The organism is Geodermatophilus telluris (assembly GCF_900102745.1).
Classification (GTDB): Bacteria; Actinomycetota; Actinomycetes; order Mycobacteriales; family Geodermatophilaceae; genus Geodermatophilus; species Geodermatophilus telluris.
In genome coordinates this window covers 111293-133229 of the sequence record NZ_FMZF01000005.1, presented here as the reverse complement: position 1 = coordinate 133229, position 21937 = coordinate 111293, and the positions used below count along the sequence as shown (strand labels likewise).

Annotated in this window: 24 protein-coding genes; 13 read left to right on the top strand and 11 right to left on the bottom strand. The window is 76.0% G+C overall.

Annotated elements, in window-relative coordinates; genetic code table 11:
* Nucleotide 1: 1 nt before the first annotated feature.
* From secD to BLQ97_RS16530, 4 genes are all read left to right on the top strand, one after another.
* Nucleotides 2-1705 (top strand): protein translocase subunit SecD, encoded by a 1704-nt coding sequence (gene secD, locus BLQ97_RS16545; RefSeq protein WP_091367127.1) that lies wholly within the window; start codon nt 2-4, stop codon nt 1703-1705.
* On the top strand, nt 1702-3096 hold the full coding sequence (gene secF, locus BLQ97_RS16540) for a protein translocase subunit SecF (RefSeq protein WP_091367126.1): 1395 nt from the start codon (nt 1702-1704) through the stop codon (nt 3094-3096). The genes secD and secF overlap by 4 nt, the downstream gene beginning before the upstream one ends.
* Nucleotides 3093-3689 (top strand): adenine phosphoribosyltransferase, encoded by a 597-nt coding sequence (locus BLQ97_RS16535; RefSeq protein WP_091367125.1) that lies wholly within the window; start codon nt 3093-3095, stop codon nt 3687-3689. The genes secF and BLQ97_RS16535 overlap by 4 nt, the downstream gene beginning before the upstream one ends.
* Before the next feature lie 91 nt (nt 3690-3780).
* Nucleotides 3781-6213, top strand: coding sequence for a RelA/SpoT family protein (locus BLQ97_RS16530; RefSeq protein ID WP_281181432.1), 2433 nt, complete (start codon nt 3781-3783; stop codon nt 6211-6213).
* Nucleotides 6214-6317: 104 nt separating this feature from the next.
* Here BLQ97_RS16530 and amaP read toward each other — a convergent pair whose 3' ends face one another.
* From amaP to BLQ97_RS16495, 7 genes are read right to left on the bottom strand one after another with little or no spacing between them, the layout of a single operon-like run.
* Nucleotides 6318-6974: an alkaline shock response membrane anchor protein AmaP gene (amaP, locus tag BLQ97_RS16525; protein WP_091367124.1), complete on the bottom strand. Its 657-nt coding sequence runs from the start codon at nt 6972-6974 to the stop codon at nt 6318-6320.
* The gene (locus tag BLQ97_RS16520) at nt 6971-7507 is read right to left on the bottom strand and encodes a DUF6286 domain-containing protein (protein ID WP_091367123.1); all 537 of its coding nucleotides are present in this window, start codon (nt 7505-7507) and stop codon (nt 6971-6973) included. The genes amaP and BLQ97_RS16520 overlap by 4 nt, the downstream gene beginning before the upstream one ends.
* A gap of 1 nt (nt 7508) precedes the next feature.
* The gene (locus BLQ97_RS16515; RefSeq protein ID WP_139173711.1) at nt 7509-7931 is read right to left on the bottom strand and encodes an Asp23/Gls24 family envelope stress response protein; all 423 of its coding nucleotides are present in this window, start codon (nt 7929-7931) and stop codon (nt 7509-7511) included.
* Nucleotides 7928-8104: a hypothetical protein gene (locus BLQ97_RS23420; protein ID WP_091367122.1), complete on the bottom strand. Its 177-nt coding sequence runs from the start codon at nt 8102-8104 to the stop codon at nt 7928-7930. Before BLQ97_RS23420 ends, BLQ97_RS16515 begins: the two co-directional genes overlap by 4 nt.
* Nucleotides 8105-8121: 17 nt before the next feature.
* Nucleotides 8122-8388 (bottom strand): hypothetical protein, encoded by a 267-nt coding sequence (locus BLQ97_RS16505; RefSeq protein ID WP_091367121.1) that lies wholly within the window; start codon nt 8386-8388, stop codon nt 8122-8124.
* A complete protein-coding gene (locus BLQ97_RS16500; RefSeq protein ID WP_217637232.1) occupies nt 8385-8771 on the bottom strand; it encodes a hypothetical protein in 387 nt (128 codons plus the stop codon). Before BLQ97_RS16500 ends, BLQ97_RS16505 begins: the two co-directional genes overlap by 4 nt.
* Nucleotides 8768-9250 carry an Asp23/Gls24 family envelope stress response protein gene (locus BLQ97_RS16495; RefSeq protein WP_091367120.1) on the bottom strand — a complete coding sequence of 161 codons (483 nt, stop codon included), beginning with the start codon at nt 9248-9250 and terminating at the stop codon, nt 8768-8770. The genes BLQ97_RS16500 and BLQ97_RS16495 overlap by 4 nt, the downstream gene beginning before the upstream one ends.
* Before the next feature lie 225 nt (nt 9251-9475).
* Here BLQ97_RS16495 and BLQ97_RS16490 point away from each other — a divergent pair, with 225 nt between their 5' ends.
* Together BLQ97_RS16490 and BLQ97_RS16485 are read left to right on the top strand one after the other, a co-directional pair.
* The gene (locus BLQ97_RS16490) at nt 9476-10027 is read left to right on the top strand and encodes an RNA polymerase sigma factor (RefSeq protein WP_091367119.1); all 552 of its coding nucleotides are present in this window, start codon (nt 9476-9478) and stop codon (nt 10025-10027) included.
* Nucleotides 10018-10488: a hypothetical protein gene (locus BLQ97_RS16485; protein ID WP_091367118.1), complete on the top strand. Its 471-nt coding sequence runs from the start codon at nt 10018-10020 to the stop codon at nt 10486-10488. The genes BLQ97_RS16490 and BLQ97_RS16485 overlap by 10 nt, the downstream gene beginning before the upstream one ends.
* 6 nt (nt 10489-10494) lie before the next feature.
* Here the strand turns inward: BLQ97_RS16485 and BLQ97_RS16480 are convergent, their stop codons facing one another.
* Genes BLQ97_RS16480 through BLQ97_RS16470 form a run of 3 tightly spaced genes read right to left on the bottom strand, consistent with a single transcriptional unit; the run spans nt 10495 to nt 12715 of the window.
* The gene (locus tag BLQ97_RS16480) at nt 10495-11157 is read right to left on the bottom strand and encodes a class I SAM-dependent methyltransferase (RefSeq protein WP_091367117.1); all 663 of its coding nucleotides are present in this window, start codon (nt 11155-11157) and stop codon (nt 10495-10497) included.
* Entirely contained in the window at nt 11154-11867 is a 714-nt protein-coding gene (locus BLQ97_RS16475; protein WP_091367116.1) for a peptidylprolyl isomerase, read from the bottom strand. Before BLQ97_RS16475 ends, BLQ97_RS16480 begins: the two co-directional genes overlap by 4 nt.
* Complete coding sequence (locus tag BLQ97_RS16470) at nt 11864-12715, bottom strand: peptidylprolyl isomerase (RefSeq protein WP_217637231.1); 852 nt, start codon at nt 12713-12715, stop codon at nt 11864-11866. The genes BLQ97_RS16475 and BLQ97_RS16470 overlap by 4 nt, the downstream gene beginning before the upstream one ends.
* A gap of 181 nt (nt 12716-12896) precedes the next feature.
* Between BLQ97_RS16470 and BLQ97_RS16465 the strand changes: the two genes are divergently transcribed.
* The 6 genes from BLQ97_RS16465 (at nt 12897) to BLQ97_RS16440 (ending at nt 19586) form a co-directional block, all read left to right on the top strand.
* The gene (locus tag BLQ97_RS16465; RefSeq protein WP_091367115.1) at nt 12897-13583 is read left to right on the top strand and encodes an MBL fold metallo-hydrolase; all 687 of its coding nucleotides are present in this window, start codon (nt 12897-12899) and stop codon (nt 13581-13583) included.
* 5 nt (nt 13584-13588) lie between these two features.
* A complete protein-coding gene (gene hisS, locus BLQ97_RS16460) occupies nt 13589-14842 on the top strand; it encodes a histidine--tRNA ligase (RefSeq protein WP_245692303.1) in 1254 nt (417 codons plus the stop codon).
* The gene (locus tag BLQ97_RS16455) at nt 14842-15822 is read left to right on the top strand and encodes an aldo/keto reductase (RefSeq protein ID WP_091367113.1); all 981 of its coding nucleotides are present in this window, start codon (nt 14842-14844) and stop codon (nt 15820-15822) included. The genes hisS and BLQ97_RS16455 overlap by 1 nt, the downstream gene beginning before the upstream one ends.
* A gap of 25 nt (nt 15823-15847) precedes the next feature.
* Nucleotides 15848-17623 carry an aspartate--tRNA ligase gene (aspS, locus tag BLQ97_RS16450; RefSeq protein ID WP_091367112.1) on the top strand — a complete coding sequence of 592 codons (1776 nt, stop codon included), beginning with the start codon at nt 15848-15850 and terminating at the stop codon, nt 17621-17623.
* A gap of 53 nt (nt 17624-17676) precedes the next feature.
* Nucleotides 17677-18546, top strand: a complete 870-nt coding sequence (locus BLQ97_RS16445; protein WP_091367111.1) for a hypothetical protein — start codon at nt 17677-17679, stop codon at nt 18544-18546.
* Nucleotides 18547-18710: 164 nt separating this feature from the next.
* Nucleotides 18711-19586, top strand: a complete 876-nt coding sequence (locus BLQ97_RS16440) for an endonuclease domain-containing protein (RefSeq protein WP_091367110.1) — start codon at nt 18711-18713, stop codon at nt 19584-19586.
* An 85-nt stretch (nt 19587-19671) separates the two neighbouring features.
* On the opposite strand, the gene BLQ97_RS16435 is transcribed toward BLQ97_RS16440, so the two are convergent.
* Complete coding sequence (locus tag BLQ97_RS16435) at nt 19672-20529, bottom strand: aldo/keto reductase (protein WP_091367109.1); 858 nt, start codon at nt 20527-20529, stop codon at nt 19672-19674.
* Nucleotides 20530-20564: 35 nt separating this feature from the next.
* Between BLQ97_RS16435 and BLQ97_RS16430 the strand changes: the two genes are divergently transcribed.
* Entirely contained in the window at nt 20565-21899 is a 1335-nt protein-coding gene (locus BLQ97_RS16430; RefSeq protein ID WP_091367108.1) for a replication-associated recombination protein A, read from the top strand.
* Nucleotides 21900-21937 lie beyond the last annotated feature (38 nt).

Here is a 21937-nt window from a genome sequence, read left to right as displayed (position 1 = left end):
CGTGGCCAACCGCGCCCTGCCCGCGCGCCGCTACTTCGCGGCGCTGGTGCTGATCATCGCCGTGATGTACGGCCTCATCTTCCTCACCGGCAGCGACCGGACGCCGCAGCTGGGCCTGGACCTGCGCGGCGGCACCACCGTCACGCTCGCCGCCCGCACCCCCGACGGGCAGGCGCCGGACCCCGAGGACCTCGAGCTGGCCCGCCAGATCATCGAGCAGCGGGTCAACGGCCTGGGCGTGGCCGAGGCCGAGGTGGTCACCGAGGGCGACTCGAACATCGTCATCTCCGTGCCCGGTGACGACGGCGAGCAGGCGCGCGAGCTCGGCCAGACGGCGCAGCTGCGCTTCCGCCCGGTGCTGGCCGGTCCCGAGCCGGCGGCGCCGGCCGAGACCACCGACGGCGCGGAGCCGTCGGACGCCGCCACGTCGAGCGACGCCGCGACCTCGACCGACGCCGCGACCTCGACCGACGGCGCCGCACCGACCGACGGCGCCGCACCGACCGACAGCGCGGCGCCCACCGGGTCGGCCGGCGCGGAGGCCACCACCGGCGACGGCGCGGTGGCCGACCCGGCCATCCCCGACCCCGACGCGCCCGCGGTGACCCAGGAGGAGGCGGCCGCGCAGTTCGCGACGCTGACCTGCTCGCCGGAGGAGGTCAGCGGCAGCGTCGACCGGTCGATCGACCACGTCGCGGCGTGCAGCGAGGACGGCTCGCAGAAGTACCTGCTGGGCCCGGCGATCCTCGAGGGCACCGACATCGCCGACGCGAGCGCCGGCACGCAGCAGACCACCGGCGAGTGGGTCGTGCTGCTGGACTTCAAGAGCGAGGGCCGGGCCACCTGGGCGCAGTACACCGCCAGCAACGTCGGCAGCAACGTCGCCTTCACCCTCGACGGCCGGGTCGTCTCCGCGCCCAGCATCCAGGGCGCCATCAACGGCCAGACCACGATCACCGGCTCCTTCGACCAGCAGAGCGCCGAGGAGCTGGCCAACCAGCTGCGCTACGGCGCGCTGCCGCTGACCTTCACCCAGGCGACCGCCCAGTCGATCTCCACCGAGCTGGGCTCCGAGCAGCTGCGGGCGGGCCTCGTCGCCGGCGCGATCGGCATCGTGCTGGTGTTCGTCTACGCGCTGGTCTACTACCGGCTGCTGGGCCTGGTGATGATCGCCAGCCTGTTCCTGTCGGCGGTGGTCGTCTACGCCAGCCTCGTGCTGCTGGGCCGCCAGATCGGCTTCACGCTCAGCCTCGCCGGCATCGCCGGGTTCATCGTCTCGATCGGCATCACCGCCGACTCGTTCGTCGTCTACTTCGAGCGGCTCAAGGACGAGGTGCGCGAGGGGCGCACGCTGCGCTCGGCGGTGCCGCGCGCCTGGGTGCGCGCCCGCCGCACGATCCTGTCGGCCGACGCGGTGAGCTTCCTGGCCGCGGCGATCCTCTACTGGCTGGCCATCGGCGACGTGAAGGGCTTCGCGTTCACCCTGGGCCTGTCCACGGTGCTCGACCTGATCGTCGTCTTCCTCTTCACCCACCCGCTGATGGCCGTGCTCGCGCGCTACCGGTCCTTCGGCCGCAGCCGGTTCTCCGGCCTCGGCCGGGTCGACCGCTCGAGCCACGCCGCCGCGCCGGCGCCCGCCGCCGGGCGGGAGCTGGTCGGCGCCGGGTCCGGCGCCCGCCGCACGCAGGACAGGAGCCAGGCATGAGCCGCGAGCAGGACACCCGCGAGCAGGAGACGGAGGTGCCCGTGGGCACCGACGCCGACGAGGCCCGCGCGGGCGACGCGGCGGCCGGCGCCACCGAGGACGCCGCCGCGGCGGCGGACGACACCGCGCTCGCCGAGGCGGGCCTGCCGGCCGAGGGCGGGACGCGCCGCCCGCGCCGCCGCGCGTCGCTGGTCAACCGGCTCTACAACGGTGAGGCCGGCCTCGACGTCGTCGGCCGCAGCCGGCTGATCTACAAGGTCACCGCCGTCGTCGTGCTGGTCTGCATCGCCTCGATGGTGTTCCGCGGCTTCAACTTCGGCATCGACTTCGCCGGCGGCAACAGCTTCCGGCTGCCGGGCACCACCGCGCAGCTCGAGGAGGTCCGCGAGGCGGCCACCGAGGCCGGCGCGGACGTCGCCTCGGCGCAGGTGGTCGGCGGCAACCAGATCCTGCTGCGCACCGGCGGCCTCGACAACGCCGGCGAGCGGGCGGTGGTGGAGGCCGTCGCCGGCACCGTCGGCGTCGCCCCCGACGAGGTCAGCCCCGAGTCGGTGAGCGCCGAGTGGGGGCAGGACATCACCGACCAGGCGCTGCTGGCGCTCGCGGTCTTCCTGGTCGCCGTCATCGCGTTCCTGGCCGTCCGGTTCCAGCCCAAGATGGCGATCGGCGCCATCCTCGCGCTGCTGCACGACCTGGTGGTCACCGCCGGCGTCTACTCGCTGATCGGCTTCGAGGTCACGCCCTCGACGGTCATCGGCCTGCTGACCATCCTCGGCTTCTCGCTCTACGACACCGTGGTGGTGTTCGACAAGGTCGACGAGAACACCCGCGGCCTGTCCTCCAGCGCCCGCATGACCTGGGGCGAGGCGGCCAACCTGGCGGTCAACCAGACGCTCATGCGCTCGATCAACACCTCGGTCATCGCGCTGCTGCCGGTGGCCGGGCTGCTGTTCGTCGGCGCCGGCCTGCTCGGCGTGGGCACGCTCAAGGACCTCGCGCTGGTGCTGTTCGTCGGCCTCGCCGCGGGCGCCTACTCGTCGATCTTCCTGGCCACCCCGATCGTCGCCGACCTCAAGGAGCGCGAGCCCGAGGTGCAGGCGCTGCGCCGGCGGGTGCTGGCCCGCCGGTCGGCGGCCGCCCGCCAGGGCAGCGGCACCACCCCCGGCACCGTGGCCCGGGCCCGCCGCGCCCGCGGCCCGGCCCGCGGCGGGGTGGCGCTGGCCGAGCGCGACGCGGACGCGCTCGGCCCGGCGCAGGCCGACGTCGTCGTCGAGTCGCCGTCGTCGGTCGCGCCGGAGCCGGCCCGCACCCCGGGCCCGCGGGGCGCCACCGCCGCGCCGCGCCCGGGTCAGCGCCCCGGCGGTCGCCCCGGCGGCAAGCGCCGCCGGTGAGCGCACCGGAGGAGGAGCTGCCGATCGAGGAGCTGCTCGCGACGCTCGCCGTCGACGTCCCCGACTTCCCGACGCCGGGGGTGCTCTTCCGCGACCTGACGCCGGTGTTCGCCGACGGCGCGGCGTTCCGGCGGATGGTCGAGGGCCTGGCCGCGCCGCAGCAGGCCGACCCGCGGGCGGCCGCGGTGGCGCACGCCGACGACGGCGCCGCGCGCGACCCGGGCTTCGACGTCGTCGTCGGGGTCGAGGCCCGCGGGTTCCTGCTGGCCGCCGCCGTCGCGCTGCACGCCGGCGTCGGCGTCGTCCCCGTCCGCAAGGCGGGCAAGCTGCCGCGGGAGCGGGTCACCGCCGACTACGCCCTGGAGTACGGCACCGCGAGCATCGAGATGCACACCGACTCGCTGCGGCCGGGCCAGCGGGTGCTGCTCGTCGACGACGTGCTGGCCACCGGGGGCACGCTGGCCGCGGCGCTGGCGCTGGTCGAGGAGCTCGGCGCGGTGGTGACCGCGGTGTCGGTGGTCATCGAGCTGGCCGAGCTGGGTGGGCGGGCGCGGCTGGCGCCGCACGCCGTCCACTCGCTCTGGACCACCTGAGGGGGAGCACTCCCGCCCGGTCGGGCCGCGTCCGGGCGGGTCGCGGCTAGCATGGTCAGGGTCGTACCTCCTCAGCCGCGCAGGAGTCGCCGTGTCCCCCGACGCGCCCGCCACCGGAGTGGCTGCCGCGCGGCCCGAGGGGCCGGCCGGCACGTCGCCGGACCAGCGGGCACCGCTGCCGAGCCGCCCCGTCGTCCGCCGCCCCGACGACGTCGGCAGCGAGCCGCCGGCCGAGGGCGAGTCCAGCGCCCCGCGCCCGCGGCGGGTGCGCGACCGGCTGGCCCGGCGGATCGTCGCGGGGCAGCGCGCGCCGCTGGTCCGCCCGGTGCTCGAGCCGCTGGCCGCGCTGCACCGGCAGAGCCACCCCAAGGCCGACCTGGGGCTGCTGCAGCGGGCCTACGACGTGGCCGAGGCCGCGCACGCCACCCAGAAGCGCAAGAGCGGCGACCCCTACATCACCCACCCGCTGGCCGTGGCCACCGTCCTCGCCGGGCTCGGGATGGACACCACCACGCTGGTGGCCGCGCTGCTGCACGACACCGTCGAGGACACCGGCGCGACGCTGGAGTCGATCAGCGCCGACTTCGGGCCCGAGGTGGCGCACCTCGTCGACGGCGTCACCAAGATCGACAAGGTGAAGCTGGGCGACGCCGCCCAGGCCGAGACGATCCGCAAGATGATCGTCGCGATGGCCCGCGACCCGCGGGTGCTGGTCATCAAGCTCGCCGACCGGCTGCACAACATGCGCACGCTGCGCTTCCTCCCGCCGGAGAAGCAGGAGAAGAAGGCGCGCGAGACGCTGGAGATCCTCGCCCCGCTGGCCCACCGCCTGGGCATGAACACCATCAAGTGGGAGCTCGAGGACCTCGCCTTCGCCACGCTCTACCCCAAGCGCTACGACGAGATCGTCCGGCTGGTCGCCGAGCGGGCGCCCTCGCGCGACACCTACCTCGCCGAGGTCACCGCGTCGGTCACCGAGCAGCTCAAGGCCGCCGGCATCGAGGCCGTCGTCACCGGCCGGCCCAAGCACTACTACTCGATCTACCAGAAGATGATCGTCCGCGGCCGGGACTTCACCGACATCTGGGACCTCGTCGGCATCCGCATCCTGGTCGACACCGTGCGCGACTGCTACGCGGCGCTGGGCATCATGCACGCCCACTGGCAGCCGGTACCGGGGCGCTTCAAGGACTTCGTGGCGATGCCGAAGTTCAACATGTACCAGTCGCTGCACACGACGGTGATCGGCCCGCAGGGCAAGCCGGTCGAGCTGCAGATCCGCACGCACGACATGCACCGCACCGCCGAGTACGGCATCGCCGCGCACTGGAAGTACAAGGAGAAGGCGCGCGCGGGCGGGCGGCCCAGCGCCGGGGAGATGGGCGCGGCCAAGGTCGGCTCGCCCGACGACATGCTGTGGCTGCGCCAGCTGCTCGACTGGCAGCGCGAGGCCCAGGAGCCCGGCGAGTTCCTCGAGACCCTGCGCTACGACCTCGGTCCGCAGGAGGTCTTCGTCTTCACGCCCAAGGGCGACGTCATCAGCCTGCCCGGGCAGTCCACGCCGGTCGACTTCGCCTACGCCGTGCACACCGAGGTGGGGCACCGCTGCATCGGCGCCCGGGTCAACGGGGCGCTGGTCAGCCTGGACAGCACGCTGTCCAACGGCGACGTCGTCGAGGTGTTCACCTCGCGCTCACCCACGGCCGGGCCGTCGAAGGACTGGCTGGGCTTCGTCGGGTCGTCGCGGGCGCGCACCAAGATCCGGCAGTGGTTCACCAAGGAGCGCCGCGACGACGCGGTGGAGGCCGGCAAGGAGGCCCTGACCCGGGCCATGCGCAAGTCGGGGCTGCCGCTGCAGCGGCTGCTCGGCGGCGACGCGCTGGTCACCCTGGCCAAGGACCTGCGCCACGCCGACGTCACCGCGCTCTACGCCGCGGTGGGGGAGAACCAGATCTCCGCCGCCTCGGTGGTGGAGAAGCTGATGGCCGCGCTGGGCGGTGCCGAGGGCGCGGTCGAGGACATCGCCGAGACCGCGATCCCCACCCGCCGGGCGGTGCACCGGCGCCCGGCCAGCGGCGACCCCGGCGTCGTCGTGCACGGGATGAGCGACGTGTGGGCCAAGCTCGCCAAGTGCTGCACCCCGGTGCCCGGCGACGAGATCCTCGGCTTCGTCACCCGCGGCGGCGGGGTGAGCGTGCACCGCACCGACTGCACCAACGCCGGCGACCTGCAGCGCAAGCCCGAGCGGCTGGTGGAGGTCGAGTGGGTCAGCCAGCCGGGGTCGGTGTTCCTGGTGTCCATCCAGGTCGAGGCGCTCGACCGGCACCGGCTGCTCTCCGACGTCACCCGGGCCCTGGCCGACGAGCGGGTGAACATCCTCTCGGCGTCGGTGCAGACCAGCCGTGACCGGGTGGCGGTCAGCCGGTTCACCTTCGAGCTGGCCGACCCGGCCCACCTCGGCGCGGTGCTGCAGACGGTGCGCAACGTCGAGGGCGTCTTCGACGTCGAGCGCGTCACCGCCTGAGCACCCGCGCGACGATCAGGGGACCTGATCGTGCGGTGTCCGACCTGACCGTGGGACGTCGGGGAGGACGCTCGATGATCAGGTCACCTGATCGTCGAGCCCCGTCAGCGGACGTCGCGGCGGGCGCGGCGGGGGAGGACCAGCTCCACCCGGGCGGGCAGGTCCGGCCGGCCGAGCGCCTGCCGCGCGTGCGCGATCGCGCCGTCGACGACGCGGGTGTGCAGGGCCCCGGCGTCGACCCGCCCGTCGAGGGTGACCGTGAGGGTGAGCAGCGGCGCGGTGCCGGCCCCCGAGAGGCCGGCGCGGGCGCGGGTGACGCCGCGGTAGCCCTCGACCTCGTCCTCCACCGCGCCGGTGAGCGCCGCGGCGTCGAGCTCGGTGTCGCCGCGCCTCGGGTCGCGGGACAGCGGCAGCCGGGCCACGCGGTCGGACCGGGCCTGGACCAGTAGCCACCACAGGCACAGCAGCGCCAGCAGCGCGCCGGCCACGCCGACCACCGGCCAGAACCACGGGCTGGCGTCGACGAACCGGCCGACGGGCGCGTCGAGCACCGGGCGGTCGGGCAGGCCGGGGCCGAACAGCCCGAGGACGACGGCGAGCGCGGCGGCACCGGCAGCGGCCAGCAGCAGGCCGAGCAGGGCCAGCACGACCCGGTTGGCGCGGACGACGCCGCGGGCGCGGGTGCGCGGCAGCAGCGCGGCCGGGCCCCGCGTCCCGCCGGGGGCAGGGGCGGGCGCGGGGCGGTCCTCGGTGGTGGTCATCGGGTCTCCTGTCGGGTGCGGACCCGCAGCCGCGGCGTCCGGCGCAGCTGCAGCTCCTCCAGCGCGGCGGTCGCGTTGGCCTGCGCCTCCCGCCCCACCCGGGCCACCTCGCCGGCGTCGCGCAGCGGCACGTGCACCGACAGCCGCGCCCGTCGGGCCCGGGCGCGCGCGGCGGCCCGCTCGACGCCGGGCGTGGCGGTGGCCGCGACCTCCAGGAGCCGGCCCAGGCTGCGGGTGGACAGCGTGGTGGTCACGGCGGGGTCGGTGCCGGTGAGCACCAGGTCGGTGCGCCGGCGGGGGGCGAGCTCGGCGAGCAGCAGCAGGAGGCCGAGCACGAGCAGGCCGACGGCGACCGCGACCGCCGCGCCCGCCGACCACGGCGTCCCGCGCAGCCAGGCCGCCACGGGCCCGTACGGGAGGGCGACCGGCCCGCGGTCGACGGCGGCGGCCACGACCTCGACGACGACGAGGACGCCGAGCACGAGGCCCGCGGCGGCGAGCAGGACGGCGAGGACCCGGTCGACGGCGCGCACGTCAGCTCACCCGCCGGTCGCGGGAGCGCGGGCCGGGCAGCGCCGTCACCCGGATGTCGACGCCGGCGGTGCGCACGCCGGCCAGGGCGGACAGCCGCTCCGCGACGTGCCGGCGCACCTGCTCGGTCACCTCGAGCACCGGTGCCGGCCAGGCCACCGACATGACCACGGAGACGGTCGCCACCGGCCAGTCGACGCGGGCGTCGACCTGGGGCCGGTCCTCGGCGGACCCGACCGCGACGCCGAGCAGCCGGCGCGGCGACCCGGTGGCCCGGTCGACCTCGGCGGCGGCCTGGGCGGCGATCCTCTCCACGACGCGGTCGGCCACGACCAGCCGGCCGCGGCCGTCGAGGTCCCCGCGCGGCGCGTCGGGGACGGTGCCGGACGGGGAGGCGCCCGCCGGCGGCAGGGCCACGGCGGTCACCGCCGTCCCCCGCCGAGGTGGGCGGACAGGTCGATGCGGCCCTCGACGACCTGGCCGACGAGGAAGCCCACGGCGCCGAGGACGGCGACGAGCAGGAAGGCGTCGAAGCCGCCGAAGGCACCGGCGAGACCGAGGACGAGGCCGACCATCAGGCCGACGAGGCTGGGGCGCATGGGGATCTCCTGAGGGGTCAGCGGAGGGGACGGGTGCGGGGCGGGCGGCGCGGGGCGAGCAGCCGGCGCAGGCAGGCGCGCGGGCCGCGGCTGCGGACGACGGTGACCCGCGGCCGGGGGAGCGCGCCGGTCGCCGGCGCCCGGCCGGCCCGCAGCGCGGCCAGTCCGGCGGCGAACGCGGCGGGGTCGCCGCCGACGTCGGGGTGGTGGGTGCGGATCCAGTCCCGCTCCGCGCGTCGCCGCGCGCGGGCGTCGTCCGGGACCGGGCCGCGGGGCCGGCTCACGCCCGTCCGTCCCCGGCGGCTCCGGGCACCGCGTCCTCGAGGTCCTCAAGGTCCTCGAGGTCCTCGACGTCCTCGACGGTGACGTCGACCGGCGAGCCCGGCGCGACGGTGCCGACCGCCGCCCGCACCTGGCCGGCGACGTCCCGCACCGGCACCCCGGCCCGGGCGACGACGTGCACCGCCACCCGGACCGGGCCGCCGCCGGGCTGCGGGCGGACGGCCAGCCCGGCCACCCGGCGGCCCGGCAGGTAGACGCCCGCGCCCGCGGGGCCGGCGGTCAGCCGGGCCACCGCGGGGCTGGCGGCCACCGCGGCCGCCAGCCGGTCGACGTCGATGCCGTCGACCACGGTGCCGGTGTCGACCACGGTGCCGAGGGGTGTCACGAGACGCGGCTGGAGGGCTGCTGCTCGGCGTCGTCGTCGGTGGGCAGGTGGACGTCGTTGACGCTGATGTTCACCTCGACGACCTCCAGGCCGGTCATCCGCTCCAGGCTGGTGATCACGTTGCGGCGGATGCCGGTGGCCAGGTCGGCGATCGGCACGCCGTACTCGGCGACGATGTCGATGTCGACGGCGGCCTGGGTCTCGCCGACCTCGACCGAGACGCCCTGCGAGACGTTCGGGCCGCCCGAGCCCGGGATGCGCTCGCGGATGGCGCCGAAGGCCCGGGCGACGCCGCCACCGAGACGGAAGACGCCGTTGACCTCGCGGGCGGCCATGCCGGCGATCTTGGAGACCACCGTGTCGGCGATCGTGGTCCGGCCCTGCGAGCTGGTCAGCTGGGTGCTGCGGCTGGTGGCGGCGTCCTGCTTGGTGGCCACCGCGGTGCTGTTGGTGGGCGTGCCGGTGGTGGGAGCGCTCATGTCGTTCCTCCTCGGACCCGTCGTGCGGGATCGGATGTCGTGGCACCTGGTAGGACCCACTCCTTCCCGGGTCGTCACGCGGTCAGCGCCGATCGGTCCTGTGACGCGGACCACGTCGTGGTGCCGGTGCGCAGCGTCACCGACCGGTGACCGGGCTGCCGGGGCAGGGCGACGCTGCGACAGTGGCCGGGTGGACGAGGGGGAGGGCTGAGCGCCGCGGCGCCGGTGCCGGGGGAGGCGCCCGTCCCGGACGGCGAGCTGGCCGCCCGGGCGCGGGCCGGTGACACCGGTGCCTTCGAGGCGCTGGTCCGCCGCTACCAGGCGCCGCTGTACCGGCTGGCGGTGCGGGTGCTCGACGACCGGCAGGAGGCCGAGGACGTGGTGCAGGAGGTGTTCGTGAGCACCTGGCGCCGGCTGCCCGGGCTGCGCGACGACGCGGCGGTGGGCGGCTGGCTCTACCGGGCCGCCACCAACCGCTGCCTCAACCGGCTGCGGAGTCGCCGCACGCTGCCCGATGACGCCCTGGAGCGGCTGCCCGACTCCCGCCCCGGCGAGCAGCCGCAGCGCGTGGTGGAGGCGGCCGCCGGGGTGCAGGCCCTGGCGGCGGCGCTGCGCGGCCTGACGCCGGAGCAGCGCGCGGTGTGGGTGCTCCGGGAGCTGCACGACCGCTCCTACGCCGAGATCGCCGAGGCGGTCGGGACCACCCCGGTGGCGGTGCGCGGGCGGCTGGCGCGGGCCCGGGCCGACCTGGCGGAGGCGATGACGGCGTGGCGCTGACCACCGACCCCGGGGACGGCCGGCGCCGGGACGACGGCCCGGTGCCCGAGGTGCTCGCCGCCGCCACCGCGTCCGCCCGCCGCGAGGACGCCGCGCTGGTGCCGCCCCCGGCGCTGCTGCGCCGGGTGATGGACGCCGTCCGCGCCGAGCCGCGCCCCTCCGGCGCGCCGGTGGTCCTCTCCGCCGCCCCCGGGGCCCGCGTGGAGGTGGCCGAGGCGGCGGTGCTGCGGGTGGTGCGGGCGGCGGTCGAGTCGGCCGGCGACGTCCGGGCCGGCCGTTGCCGGGTGGATGCCGGGGGCGGCGTGCTGCGCGTGTCGGTGTCGGTGTCGGTGACCGCCCGCGCCGGCGTGCCGCTGCCCGAGCTCGCCGACCGGGTGCGGGCCCGGGTGGCGGCGGTGGCCGGGGCGACCCTCGGGCTGCCGGTCGCCGCGGTCGACGTCGCGGTCGAGGACGTGACCTGAGGCCGCTCAGCGGGCCCGCGCCACCACCGCGTACAGCGGGTCGCCGGCGCCCGGGCGGGTGCGCAGCGAGACCTCGGGCTCGGTGAACCGGCCGGTCCGGCGCACCAGCTCGGCGACGATCGCCCCGTGCTGCTCGTCGTCGGTGTACAGCCAGCCGCGGACGGCCTTGGTCGGGAAGCAGCGGTTGCTGAAGGTGACCGCCAGCGGGCCGCCGGGGCGCAGCACCCGGCCGACCTCGGCCAGCACCTCGACCGGGCGGGTCAGGTAGTCGACCGACACGCAGCAGACCGCCGCGTCGACGTCGTCGTCGGGCAGCGGCAGCCGGGGGTCGGCGTTGAGGTCGTGCACCAGGCGCTCGGTGGCCGCGGGGTTGGCGGCGAGCTCCTCGCCGTTCATGCCCAGCACCACCAGCTCGGCCGGCGGAGTGCGGAAGTGCGAGACCCACGAGGACATGAGGTCGAGCACCCGCCGGGGAGCGGGGGCGGCGCCGTCGATGCCGAGCTCGGCGTAGAGATCACCGACCGCGGCGATCGCGGCGTCGTCGATGTGGGTGACCAGCCGCGGCGGCCCGTAGAAGAACGAGTCGGGGGACTCGTCGTCGCGGTCGAAGAAGCCCGCGGGGAAGCCGGCGTAGAGGTCGTCGGGAGAGCCGGCGCCGGGGTCGCTCACGGCGCCGGCGCCACGGACGTCAGGGTCACCGGGACCGTCGGCGCGCCACCGCCCGGGCTGGGATCGAGCGAGCCGTCGTTGCCGTTGGCCGCGACCTGGTCCAGCACCGCGAGCCCGGCGTCGTCGACGGTGCCCACGACCGTGTAGTCCGGCGGCAGCAGGCTGTCGCCCCACACGAGGAAGAACTGGCTGCCGTCGAGACCCTGCCCGCTGTTCGCCATCGCCACGGTGCCCCGCGGGTAGGTCTCGTCGCCGTCGACGTCGGTGGGGAAGGCGTAGGTGGGGCCGCCCGCGCCGGTGCCCGTGGGGTCGCCGCACTGCAGCACCTGCAGCCCCTCGCTGTCGACCTCGCGGTGGCAGGCCGAGCCGTCGAAGAAGCCCTGCCCGGCCAGGTGCAGCATGCTCGCCGCCGCGCACGGGGCGCCGGCGCGGTCGAGGGTGAGCGTCAGGTCGCCGAGGCTGGTGCCCACCTGCAGCGCCGCGGTGCCCTCGGCGGGCACCTCCTCGGGCGGGGTGGGCACCTCGACGGCGTACGGGTTCCCCGAGCGCGCGGCCACCCAGTCGCAGGTCGCCGTCGACGCCGACCCGCCCCCGCCGGCCGCGCCCCCGCCGGCCCCGGCCGTGGGGCCCGCCGCACCGGACCCGCCGTCGCCGCAGGCCGCGAGCGACAGCAGCGCGGCGGCCAGCCCGGCCGCCCGCAGGCGGCTCACGCGACGACGGTCATCGTGTCGATGGTCACCGGCACGTTCGGGGCGCCGCCACCGGGGCTGGGCTCGAAGGAGCCGTCGTTGCCCGCCGCGGCGATCGTGTCGAGCACGGCCAGCCCGGCCTCGTCGACCGTGCCCACGACCGTGTAGTCCGGCGGGAGCTGGGAGTCGGTGAAGACGAGGAAGAACTGGCTGCCGGTGGAGCCCGGGCTGCCGCTGTTGGCCATCGCGATGGTGCCGCGCGGGTAGGTGGTCTCCGGCGTGACCTCCTCGGCGAACTTGTAGGTGGGGCCGCCCTGGCCGGTGCCGGTCGGGTCGCCGCACTGCAGGACGCCGAAGCTCTCCGCGTTCACCTCGCGGTGGCAGGTGCTGCCGTCGAAGAACTGCTGCTGGGCCAGGTAGGCGAAGCTGGCCGCCGCGCAGGGGGCCTTCGCCCGGTCGAGGGTCAGCGGGATCTCGCCCTGCGAGGTGCTCATCAGCACCGGGACCGTGCCGGTGGCCGGGGTGGCGGCCGGGTCGGGCGGTGTGCCGGCCTCGACGAGGTTGCTGTTGCCCGAGGTGTCGGGGGCGTAGGTGCAGCTCACCGTGCCGTCGGCGTTGGTGGTGGCCGGGGCGGCGGTGGCCTCGGCGGGCGCGCTGCTGCTGCTGCTCGTGGCGGCGTCGGCGCTGGGGTCGGCGTCGCCGCCCAGGCCCGCGACCAGCGCCACCGCCCCGCCCACCAGGACCACGGCGAGGACGGTCACCACGACGAGCAGGTTGCGGCGGCGCCGGCGGGCCAGCTCGGCACGGCGCTCCAGCTGGCGCTGCAGACGGCGCTGCGCGGCGACGCGGCGCTGCTTGTTGGTCGGCACGGGACGGACACTCCTCGGACGGGCGGCTGCTCGGCGGGGCCCTCGGTCTGCGGCGCCGCTGCCCGGTCCCGGGCCGTGCCGCGCGGTGCCCCGCTGCTCGGCCGCGAGTGTAGGTGCGCCGCCTGAGCGGGCCCGGTCGCCGGACCGGAGGGGCCCGAGATCGCCCGCGTAACCTGCACGGGTGCTCATCCGCTCGTTCCCGGCCGGCGCCTTCGGCACCAACTGCTACGCCGTCGCCTCCGGGCCGCGCGCCGAGTGCGTGGTCGTCGACCCGGGCATGGACGCCGTCGAGCCGCTCGCCCGCCTGCTGGCCGAGGACGGTCTCAAGCCGGTCGCGGTGGTGCTCACCCACGGCCACCTCGACCACACCTTCTCCGTGCTGCCGGTGTGCGAGGGCTACGACATCCCGGCCTACCTGCACCCCGACGACAACGGCATGCTGGCCGACCCCGCCCGCTGGCACGGGCCGGCGCTCGCGCCGCTGGTCACCGGCCTGCGGCTGCCCGACCCGTCGGTGGTGCGCCCCCTCGACGACGGCGCCGTCCTGTCGCTGGCCGGGGTGGAGCTGACCGTGCGGCACGCGCCCGGGCACACGCAGGGATCGGTGGTGTTCTCCCTCGACCTGGGGGAGGCGCCCGGGCTGCTGGCCGGCGACGTGCTCTTCGCCGGGTCGGTGGGCCGGGTGGACCTGCCCGGCGGCTCCTGGGAGGCGATGCTGGCCTCGCTGCGCGACGTCGTGCTCCCGCTGGACGACGCGACCGTGGTGCTGCCCGGCCACGGCCCGGCCACCACCGTCGGCCGCGAGCGGGCGACCAACCCCTACCTGGCCGAGGCCGGCGCGGCGGCTCCCCGGGGACGCGGTCTGTGACCGGGATGACCGCGCCGAAGGGCACCTTCGACGTCCTGCCGCCGGAGTCGGCGCGCTTCCTCGCCGTCCGCGACACCCTGACCGCGCCGCTGCGGCGGGCCGGGTACGGCTACGTCGAGACGCCGGTGTTCGAGCACACCGAGGTCTTCTCCCGGGGCGTCGGGGAGTCCACCGACGTCGTGACCAAGGAGATGTACACCTTCGACGACCGCGGTGGCCGGTCGCTGACGCTGCGCCCCGAGCTCACCGCCGGGCTGATGCGCGCGTTCATCGAGCACCGGCTGCACACCGGCGCGCTGCCGGTGAAGCTGTGGACCGTGGGCTCGGCGTTCCGCTACGAGCGGCCGCAGGCCGGCCGCTACCGGCACTTCACCCAGGTCGACATGGAGGCCCTCGGCGTCGACGACCCCGCGCTGGACGCCGAGGTCGTGGCGCTGGGCGTGCAGGGCTTCCGCGACCTCGGGCTCACCGACTTCGAGCTGCTGCTCACCTCGCTGGGCGACGCCACCTGCCGGCCGCAGTACCGCGAGCTGCTCGTCGCCCACCTGGAGAAGCTCGACCTCGACGAGGAGACCCGACGCCGGGCGGCGATCAACCCGCTGCGGGTGCTCGACGACAAGCGCCCCGAGGTGCAGGCCCAGCTCGACGACGCGCCGCTGATGGTCGACCACCTGTCGGACACCACGAGGGCGCACTACGACGCCGTCCGGCAGCACCTCACCGACCTCGGCGTGACCTGGACCGAGGCCCCCCGGCTGGTGCGCGGGCTGGACTACTACACGAAGACGACGTTCGAATTCGTGCACCACGGCCTCGGCGCGCAGTCGGCGATCGGCGGCGGCGGCCGCTACGACGGGCTGTCCGCGGCGCTCGGCGGACCGGACGTGAGCGGCATCGGGTACGCCGTCGGGGTCGACCGCACCCTGCTGGCGGTGCAGGCCGAGGGCCTCGACGTCGCCGCGACCGGCGGGGTGCAGGCGTTCGTCGTCCCGCTGGGTACGGAGGCCAAGCGGCTGGCGGTGCGGCTGGTCGGGCAGCTGCGCGGGGCCGGGGTGTCGGCCGACACCGTCTACGGCGACCTGCGGCTCAAGGGCGCGATGAAGGCCGCCGACCGCTCCGGCGCGTCGCACGCGGTGGTGATCGGCGAGCGGGACCTGGCCGACGGCGTCGGCCAGCTGAAGGACCTGCGCACGGGGGAGCAGCGCGCCGTCCCCGTGGGCGACCTGTTCGAGGCGCTGCGGACGGCGGTGAGTGCGTGATGGAGACCCGACCCCTGGGGCGGACCGGTGCGGAGGTGTCCGTCGTCGGCCTGGGCACCTGGCAGCTCGGCGGCGACTGGGGCGAGGTCGACGAGGAGACGGCGGCCGGCGTGCTCGACGCCGCGCTCGACGCCGGCGTGACGCTGCTCGACACCGCCGACGTCTACGGCGACGGGCGCAGCGAGGAGCGCATCCGCAAGGCGCTCGCCGCCCGGTCGGAGCGGCCGTTCGTGGCCACCAAGGCCGGCCGCCGCGCCGACCCGTTCGAGGCCGCGCAGTACACCCCGGAGAACCTGCGGGCCTGGGTCGACCGGTCGCGGCGCAACCTCGGCGTCGACACCCTCGACCTGGTGCAGCTGCACTGCCCGCCGACGGCGGTCTACTCCGACCAGCGGGTGTACGACGCCCTCGACGCGATGGTGGACGACGGCGCGATCGCCGCCTACGGCGTCTCGGTGGAGACCGTCGCCGAGGGGCTGACCGCGCTCGAGCACCCGGGCGTGCAGTCGATCCAGGTGATCCTGAACGTCTTCCGGCGCAAGCCGCTGGAGGAGCTGCTGCCGACCGCGGCCGCGCGCGGCGTCGGCGTCCTGGCCCGTGTCCCGCTGGCCAGCGGCCTGCTGACCGGGCGCTTCACCGAGTCGACGACGTTCGGCGCCGACGACCACCGGAACTTCAACCGCCACGGCGAGGCCTTCGACGTCGGTGAGACCTTCGCCGGCGTGCCCTACGACGTCGGCGTCGCCGCGGCCCGCGAGTTCGTCGGGATCTGCGGCGACCGCCCGCCCGCCCAGGTCGCGCTGCGCTGGGTGGTCCAGCAGCCCGGCGTCACGTCGGTCATCCCCGGTGCCAGCGGCGTCGGCCAGGTCCGGGGCAACGTCGCGGCCGCCGGCCTCCCGCCGCTGACCGACGGCGAGCTGGCCGACCTCGAGCGGCTCTACGACGAGCGCATCCGGCAGCACGTGCACGACCGCTGGTGACCCACCCCCCGAGAGAGGCCCTCTAGTGCTCCGCACCCACGACGCCGGCACGCTGCGCGTGTCCGACGCCGGTTCTCCCGTCACCCTCGCCGGCTGGGTGGCCCGCCGGCGCGACCACGGCGGCGTCGTCTTCGTCGACCTGCGCGACGCCTCGGGCTACGTCCAGGTCGTCGTCCGCGAGGAGGAGGCGCACGCGCTGCGCAACGAGTTCTGCGTGCTGGTGACCGGGGAGGTGCGGCAGCGCCCGGCGGGCAACGACAACCCCGAGCTGCCCACCGGCGGGATCGAGGTCGCCGCCACCGAGCTGCGGGTGCTCTCGCCGGCGGCGCCGCTGCCGTTCCCGATCGAGACCGACCAGGCGGCCAGCGACGACGTCCGCTACAAGTACCGCTACCTCGACCTGCGCCGGCAGGGGCCGGCCCGCATCCTGCGGCTGCGCAGCGAGGTCAACCGGATCGCCCGCGGGGTCATGGCCGGGCACGGCTTCACCGAGGTGGAGACGCCCGACCTCACCCGCTCCACGCCCGAGGGCGCCCGCGACTTCCTCGTGCCGGTGCGGCTGCAGCCGGGCAAGTGGTACGCGCTGCCGCAGTCGCCGCAGCTGTTCAAGCAGCTGCTGATGATCGGCGGGCTGGAGCGCTACTACCAGATCGCCCGCTGCTTCCGCGACGAGGACTTCCGCGCCGACCGGCAGCCGGAGTTCACCCAGCTCGACTTCGAGATGAGCTTCGTCGAGCGCGACGACGTGCTGGCGATCGTCGAGGACGTCGTGCGCGCCCTGTGGCGCGAACTGGCCTCCTACGACGTGCCCGAGATCCCGCGGATGACCTACCGCGAGGCGATGGACCGCTTCGGGTCGGACAAGCCCGACCTGCGGTTCGGCATCGAGCTCACCGAGCTGACGGAGTTCTTCGCCGACACCCCGTTCCGGGTGTTCCAGGCGCCCTACGTCGGCGCCGTCGTCATGCCCGGCGGCGGGTCGCAGCCGCGGCGGGCCTTCGACGCCTGGCAGGACTGGGCCCGCTCGCGCGGCTACCGCGGGCTGGCCTACGTGACGGTCGCCGAGGACGGCTCCCTCGGCGGGCCGGTGGCCAAGAACGTCTCCGACGCCGAGCGCGCGGGGCTGGTCGAGGCCGTGGGCGCCGCGCCCGGTGACTGCGTGTTCTTCGCCGCGGGCCCGCGCCGCTCGTCGCAGGAGCTGCTCGGCGCCGCCCGCAACGAGATCGCCCGGCGGCTGGAGCTCATCGAGCCGGGGTCCTGGTCGTTCCTGTTCGTCGTCGACTTCCCGATGTTCGAGGAGACCGAGGACGGCGACTGGACCTTCATGCACCACCCGTTCACCTCGCCCACCCCGGAGTGGCGGGAGCGCTTCGCCGAGGACAAGGCCGGCGCGCTGTCCGACGCCTACGACCTCGTGGTCAACGGCAACGAGCTGGCCAGCGGCTCGGTCCGGATCGCCGACCCCGAGCTGCAGGAGCGGGTGTTCGAGACCCTCGGCATGTCGCGCGAGGAGGCCCGCGAGCGGTTCGGCTTCTTTCTCGAGGCGTTCGCCTACGGCCCGCCGCCGCACGCCGGCGCGGCGCTCGGCTGGGACCGGCTCACCGCGCTGCTGGCCGGTGTCGACTCGATCCGCGAGGTCATCGCGTTCCCGAAGACCGGGGCCGGCTACGACCCGCTGACCGGTGCGCCGACGCCGATCACCGACGCACAGCGCAAGGAGGCCGGGATCGACGCGGTGGCCGAGGAGCCCCCGCTGCCCGGTGAGCCCGGCGCGCCCGGGCCCACCGACCCCACCGGCTGAGGCCGCGGCCGCGTCGCCCACCGGGCGGGCGCGGGCGCGTTACGTTGCCGTCCGTGCCGACGTCCGCACTGTCCGCGACCCCGGCCGCCCCGGCCGGCGACCGGTGGCGGCTGCCGGTCTGGGCGCCGGCCCTGTTCGCCCCGCCGGCCTGGCTCGCGGGGTTCGCGCCCTGGCTGCTGGAGGGCGCGGGCCGCGCGGCGCCGATCGTGCTGCCGCTGCGGGCGGGGCAGCTGACCGCGCTCGTGCTGGGGGCGGTCGTCGGCGGCCTGCTCGCGGGGAGCCTCGCCCGGCTGGTGCCCGCGGCGCGGCGCGGGACCGCCCTGCTGGCCACCGGCTGCGGCACCGCGGTGGCGATCGCGGTCACCGTGGGGCAGTCGGTGGCCGCCTCCGGTGCCGGGTCGGGTTTCGACGCCGACCCGCGGGTGCTCGCCGGGCTCGCCGCGCTGACCGCCGTCCTCGGGGTGCTGGGCTGGGGCGTCGGCTCGCTGGTGGTCGCGGGACCGGTCGGGGTGGGCGTGGCCCGCGGGGTGCTCGCGGGGGTCGTCGTGCCGTGGCTGTCCCTCCTCGCGCCACAGGCGCTGTGGTCCGCCCCGCTGGGGACCGCGCTCGTCTGGCTGCAGGCACTGGTGCTGGCCGCGGCGCTGGTGGTGGTCGGCGTGCGGCCCCGCGGGCGGCTGGCGGCGTGGCCGGTGGTGGTGCTCCTCGCCTGGACCACGGGACCGGCGCTCACCGCGGTCGGGTGGTTGGAGCCGCTGCTGCGCCCGGGCACCGGCCTCCCGGCGACCCTCGGCGACGCGCTGAGCGGGGCCTGGCAGGTGTTCGGGCTGGCGTCCTCGCCCGCCGCCCGGGACTGGTGGCCGTGGACGGCCGCCGTCGTCGGCGCGGTGTTCCTCGCGGTCCTGCGCGACGGCCGCCGCCACTGAGCGTCCGCCCTGGGTGCGAGGAGGCAGTGGTTGCCGCCGACGCGCGCGGACACGCCGAGCCGGACGGGAACGACTGCATGCTCGGCCGTTCCACAGGCAGGGACGGGATCCACAGCGCCCGGCCTGGGGCGCGCGTCCGATCGCGACCGCCGCAGGGTCGGCGCGTGGACGACGTCGAGCTGCCCCTGGTCTACACGTGGGCCCGAGCGCGCGGGGCCGGCGTCCGGAGACGGCAGGTCGCCGCTGACGGACGCCGGCTGACCCGGGGTCTGTACGTCTCGCGCGCGGCGGACGACGGCCTGGTCACCCGGTGCAGTGCCTGGACCCACGTGCTGCCGCCGGATGCGGCCTTCGGCCTGAGCACCGCCGGAGCGCTCCTGGGCACCGACTCCATACCTCTACCTGAGGTCGAGGTCGTGCTGCGCCCTCGACCGGTGCTGCCGCGGCGGCGCGGGCTCACCGTCCACGTCCGGGACCTGCACGCCGAGGACGTGATCGAGGTCCACGGTCTGCGTGTCACGTCCGGTGCGCAGACCTTCCTCGACCTGGCGGCACGGCTGCCGCCGGCGGAGCTGGTCGCGACCGGCGACGCTCTCCTGCGCGGCGGGCAGCTGACGGCGGCGCAGCTCGAGCGACGGCTTGCCCGGGCCGGCGGCGTCCGCGGCGTCGTCCGCGCCCGGGAGTGCGCCGCGCTCCTCTCCGGGCAGGCGATGTCCCGACCCGAGAGCCTGCTGCGGTACTGGCTGGTCACCAGCGACCTGCCCGTGCCAGAGGTCCAGGTCCCCGTCCTCGACCGCCGGGGCCGCGAGGTCGCCCACGCCGACCTCGGCTACGCCCGGTACCGGGTCGCCGTCGAGTACGAGGGGCGCCACCACGCCGAACCCGGACAGTTCGACCGCGACGTGGACCGGTACTCCCTGATGGCGGCCGGTGGGTGGCTCGTCCTGCGCTTCGCCCGGCGCCACTTGGGTGCCCCCGCGGTCGTCGTGGAGCGGACCCGGCGGGCCCTGCTGAGCCGGGGCTGGCGCCCGGTGGGCTGAGTCGCCCGGCGCGAGAGTGCACTCGTTGCCGCCGACACGCGAGGACTCGCCGGCGCGGACGGCAACGAGTGCTTCGTGGGCCCCGTCAGCCGTCGAGGCGGGCCAGCTGCTCGGGCGTCAGCTCCAGGTCGGCCGCGGCGGCGGAGTCCTGGATGGACGCCGGGCGCGAGGCGCCGGGGATCGGGACGACGACGTCGGCCTGCGCGAGGTGCCAGGCCAGCGTCACCCGGTACACCGAGACGCCCAGCTCGGCGGCGACCTCCGCGAACGCCGGCGCGGTGGCCTCCAGCGACCCGGCCGCCGAGACCCCGCCGAACGGGCTCCACGGCAGGAACGCCAGCCCGTGCGCCGCGCAGTGCGCCACCTCGTCGGCCGAGAACCGCCAGCCGGGGGAGAACTGGTTCTGCACGCTCACCAGCGCCGGGCCCACGATCGAGCGGGCGACGTCGATCTGCGCGACGTCGGCGTTGGAGACGCCGACCATCCGCACCAGCCCGTCGTCGGCGAGCTGCCGCAGCGCGCCCATCGACTCCTCCCACGGCGTGTCGGGGTCGGGCCGGTGGAACTGGTAGAGCCCGATCGCGTCCACGCCGAGGCGCCGCAGCGAGGCCTCGCAGGCCCGCCGCAGGTAGGCCGGTGACCCGTCGAGCAGCCAGTCGCTGCCCTGCCGGGTGTGCCCGCCCTTGGTCGCCACCAGCACGCCCGAGGTGTCGCCGCCGTAGGAGGCGAGCGCCTCGGCCACGAGCGACTCGTTGTGCCCGAACTCCGACTCGTCGGCGGCGTAGGCGTCCGCGGTGTCGACGAGCGTCACGCCGGCGTCGAGCGCGGCGTGCACGGTGGCGACGGCGTCCTCGCGGGACGGCCGGTCGGTCTTGGTGGACAGGGGCATCGCCCCGAGCCCGATGGCGCTGACGGTCTGGTGTCCGATGCGTCGCTGCTGCACGGGGGTGTCGTGCCCCGCGGGTAGCGTCGCTACCCGTGACGAGCCTGTTCGACGAGCCGGTGGAGGCCGGGGGCGAGGCCGTCGACCCGGGCGCGCCGCTGGCGGTGCGGATGCGCCCGCGCTCGCTCGACGAGGTCGTCGGCCAGTCGCACCTGCTCGGCCCGCGGGCGCCGCTGCGCCGCCTGGTCGAGGCCGACGAGCCGATGTCGCTGGTCCTCTACGGCCCGCCCGGCACCGGGAAGACGACGCTGGCGCACGTCATCTCGCTGGCCACCAAGCGGCAGTTCGTGCAGCTGTCCGCGCTCGACGCGGGCGTCAAGGAGGTCCGCGCGGTCATCCAGAGCGCCAAGCGGGAGCTCACCTACGGCGGCCGGCGGACCGTGCTGTTCATCGACGAGGTGCACCGCTTCTCCAAGACCCAGCAGGACAGCCTGCTGTCGGCGGTCGAGGACCGGATCGTCAGCCTGATCGCCGCCACCACCGAGAACCCGTTCTTCTCCGTGGTCAGCCCGCTGCTCTCGCGCAGCCTCGTGCTGGCGCTGCAGCCGCTGTCCGACGACGACGTCCGCACGCTCCTGCGCCGCGCGCTCACCAGCGACCGCGGCCTCGACGGCGCGGTGACGCTGTCCGCCGAGGCCGAGGAGCACCTGGTCCGCATCGCCGGCGGCGACGGGCGCAAGGCGCTGACCGCGCTGGAGTCCGGCGCCGGCGCCGCGCGGGCGGTCGGCGCGACCGAGGTCGACCTCGCCACCCTGGAGACGGCGGTCGCGCAGGCCGCCGTGCGCTACGACCGCCAGGGCGACATGCACTACGACGTCGCCAGCGCGCTGATCAAGTCCATCCGGGGCAGCGACGTCGACGCCGCGCTGCACTACCTGGCCCGCATGGTCGTGGCGGGGGAGGACCCGCGCTTCATCGCCCGCCGCCTGGTCATCTCCGCCAGCGAGGACATCGGCATGGCCGACCCCACGGCACTGCAGACCGCCGTCGCCGCGGCCGACGCCGTCGCCTTCATCGGCATGCCCGAGGGGCACTTCCCGCTGGCGCACGCCGTCGTCCACCTGGCCACCGCGCCGAAGTCCAACGCGGTCACCGTGGCGATCTCGGAGTCGGTGGCCGACGTCCGCGCCGGCCTCGGCGGACCGGTGCCGCCGGGACTGCGCGACGCCCACTACGGCGGGGCGGGGAAGCTGGGCCACGGGAGGACCTACGTGTACCCGCACGACGCGCCCGAGGGGATCGTGCCGCAGCAGTACCCGCCCGACGCGCTGGTCGGGCGCGACTACTACCGGCCCACCGGCCGGGGCGCGGAGGCCGGGATCGGGGCGCGGCTGGCGAAGCTGCGGGCCATCCTCCGGCGCGCCCGCTGACCGCCGGAGGCCGCGACTACTGTGACGACGCCGGTCGT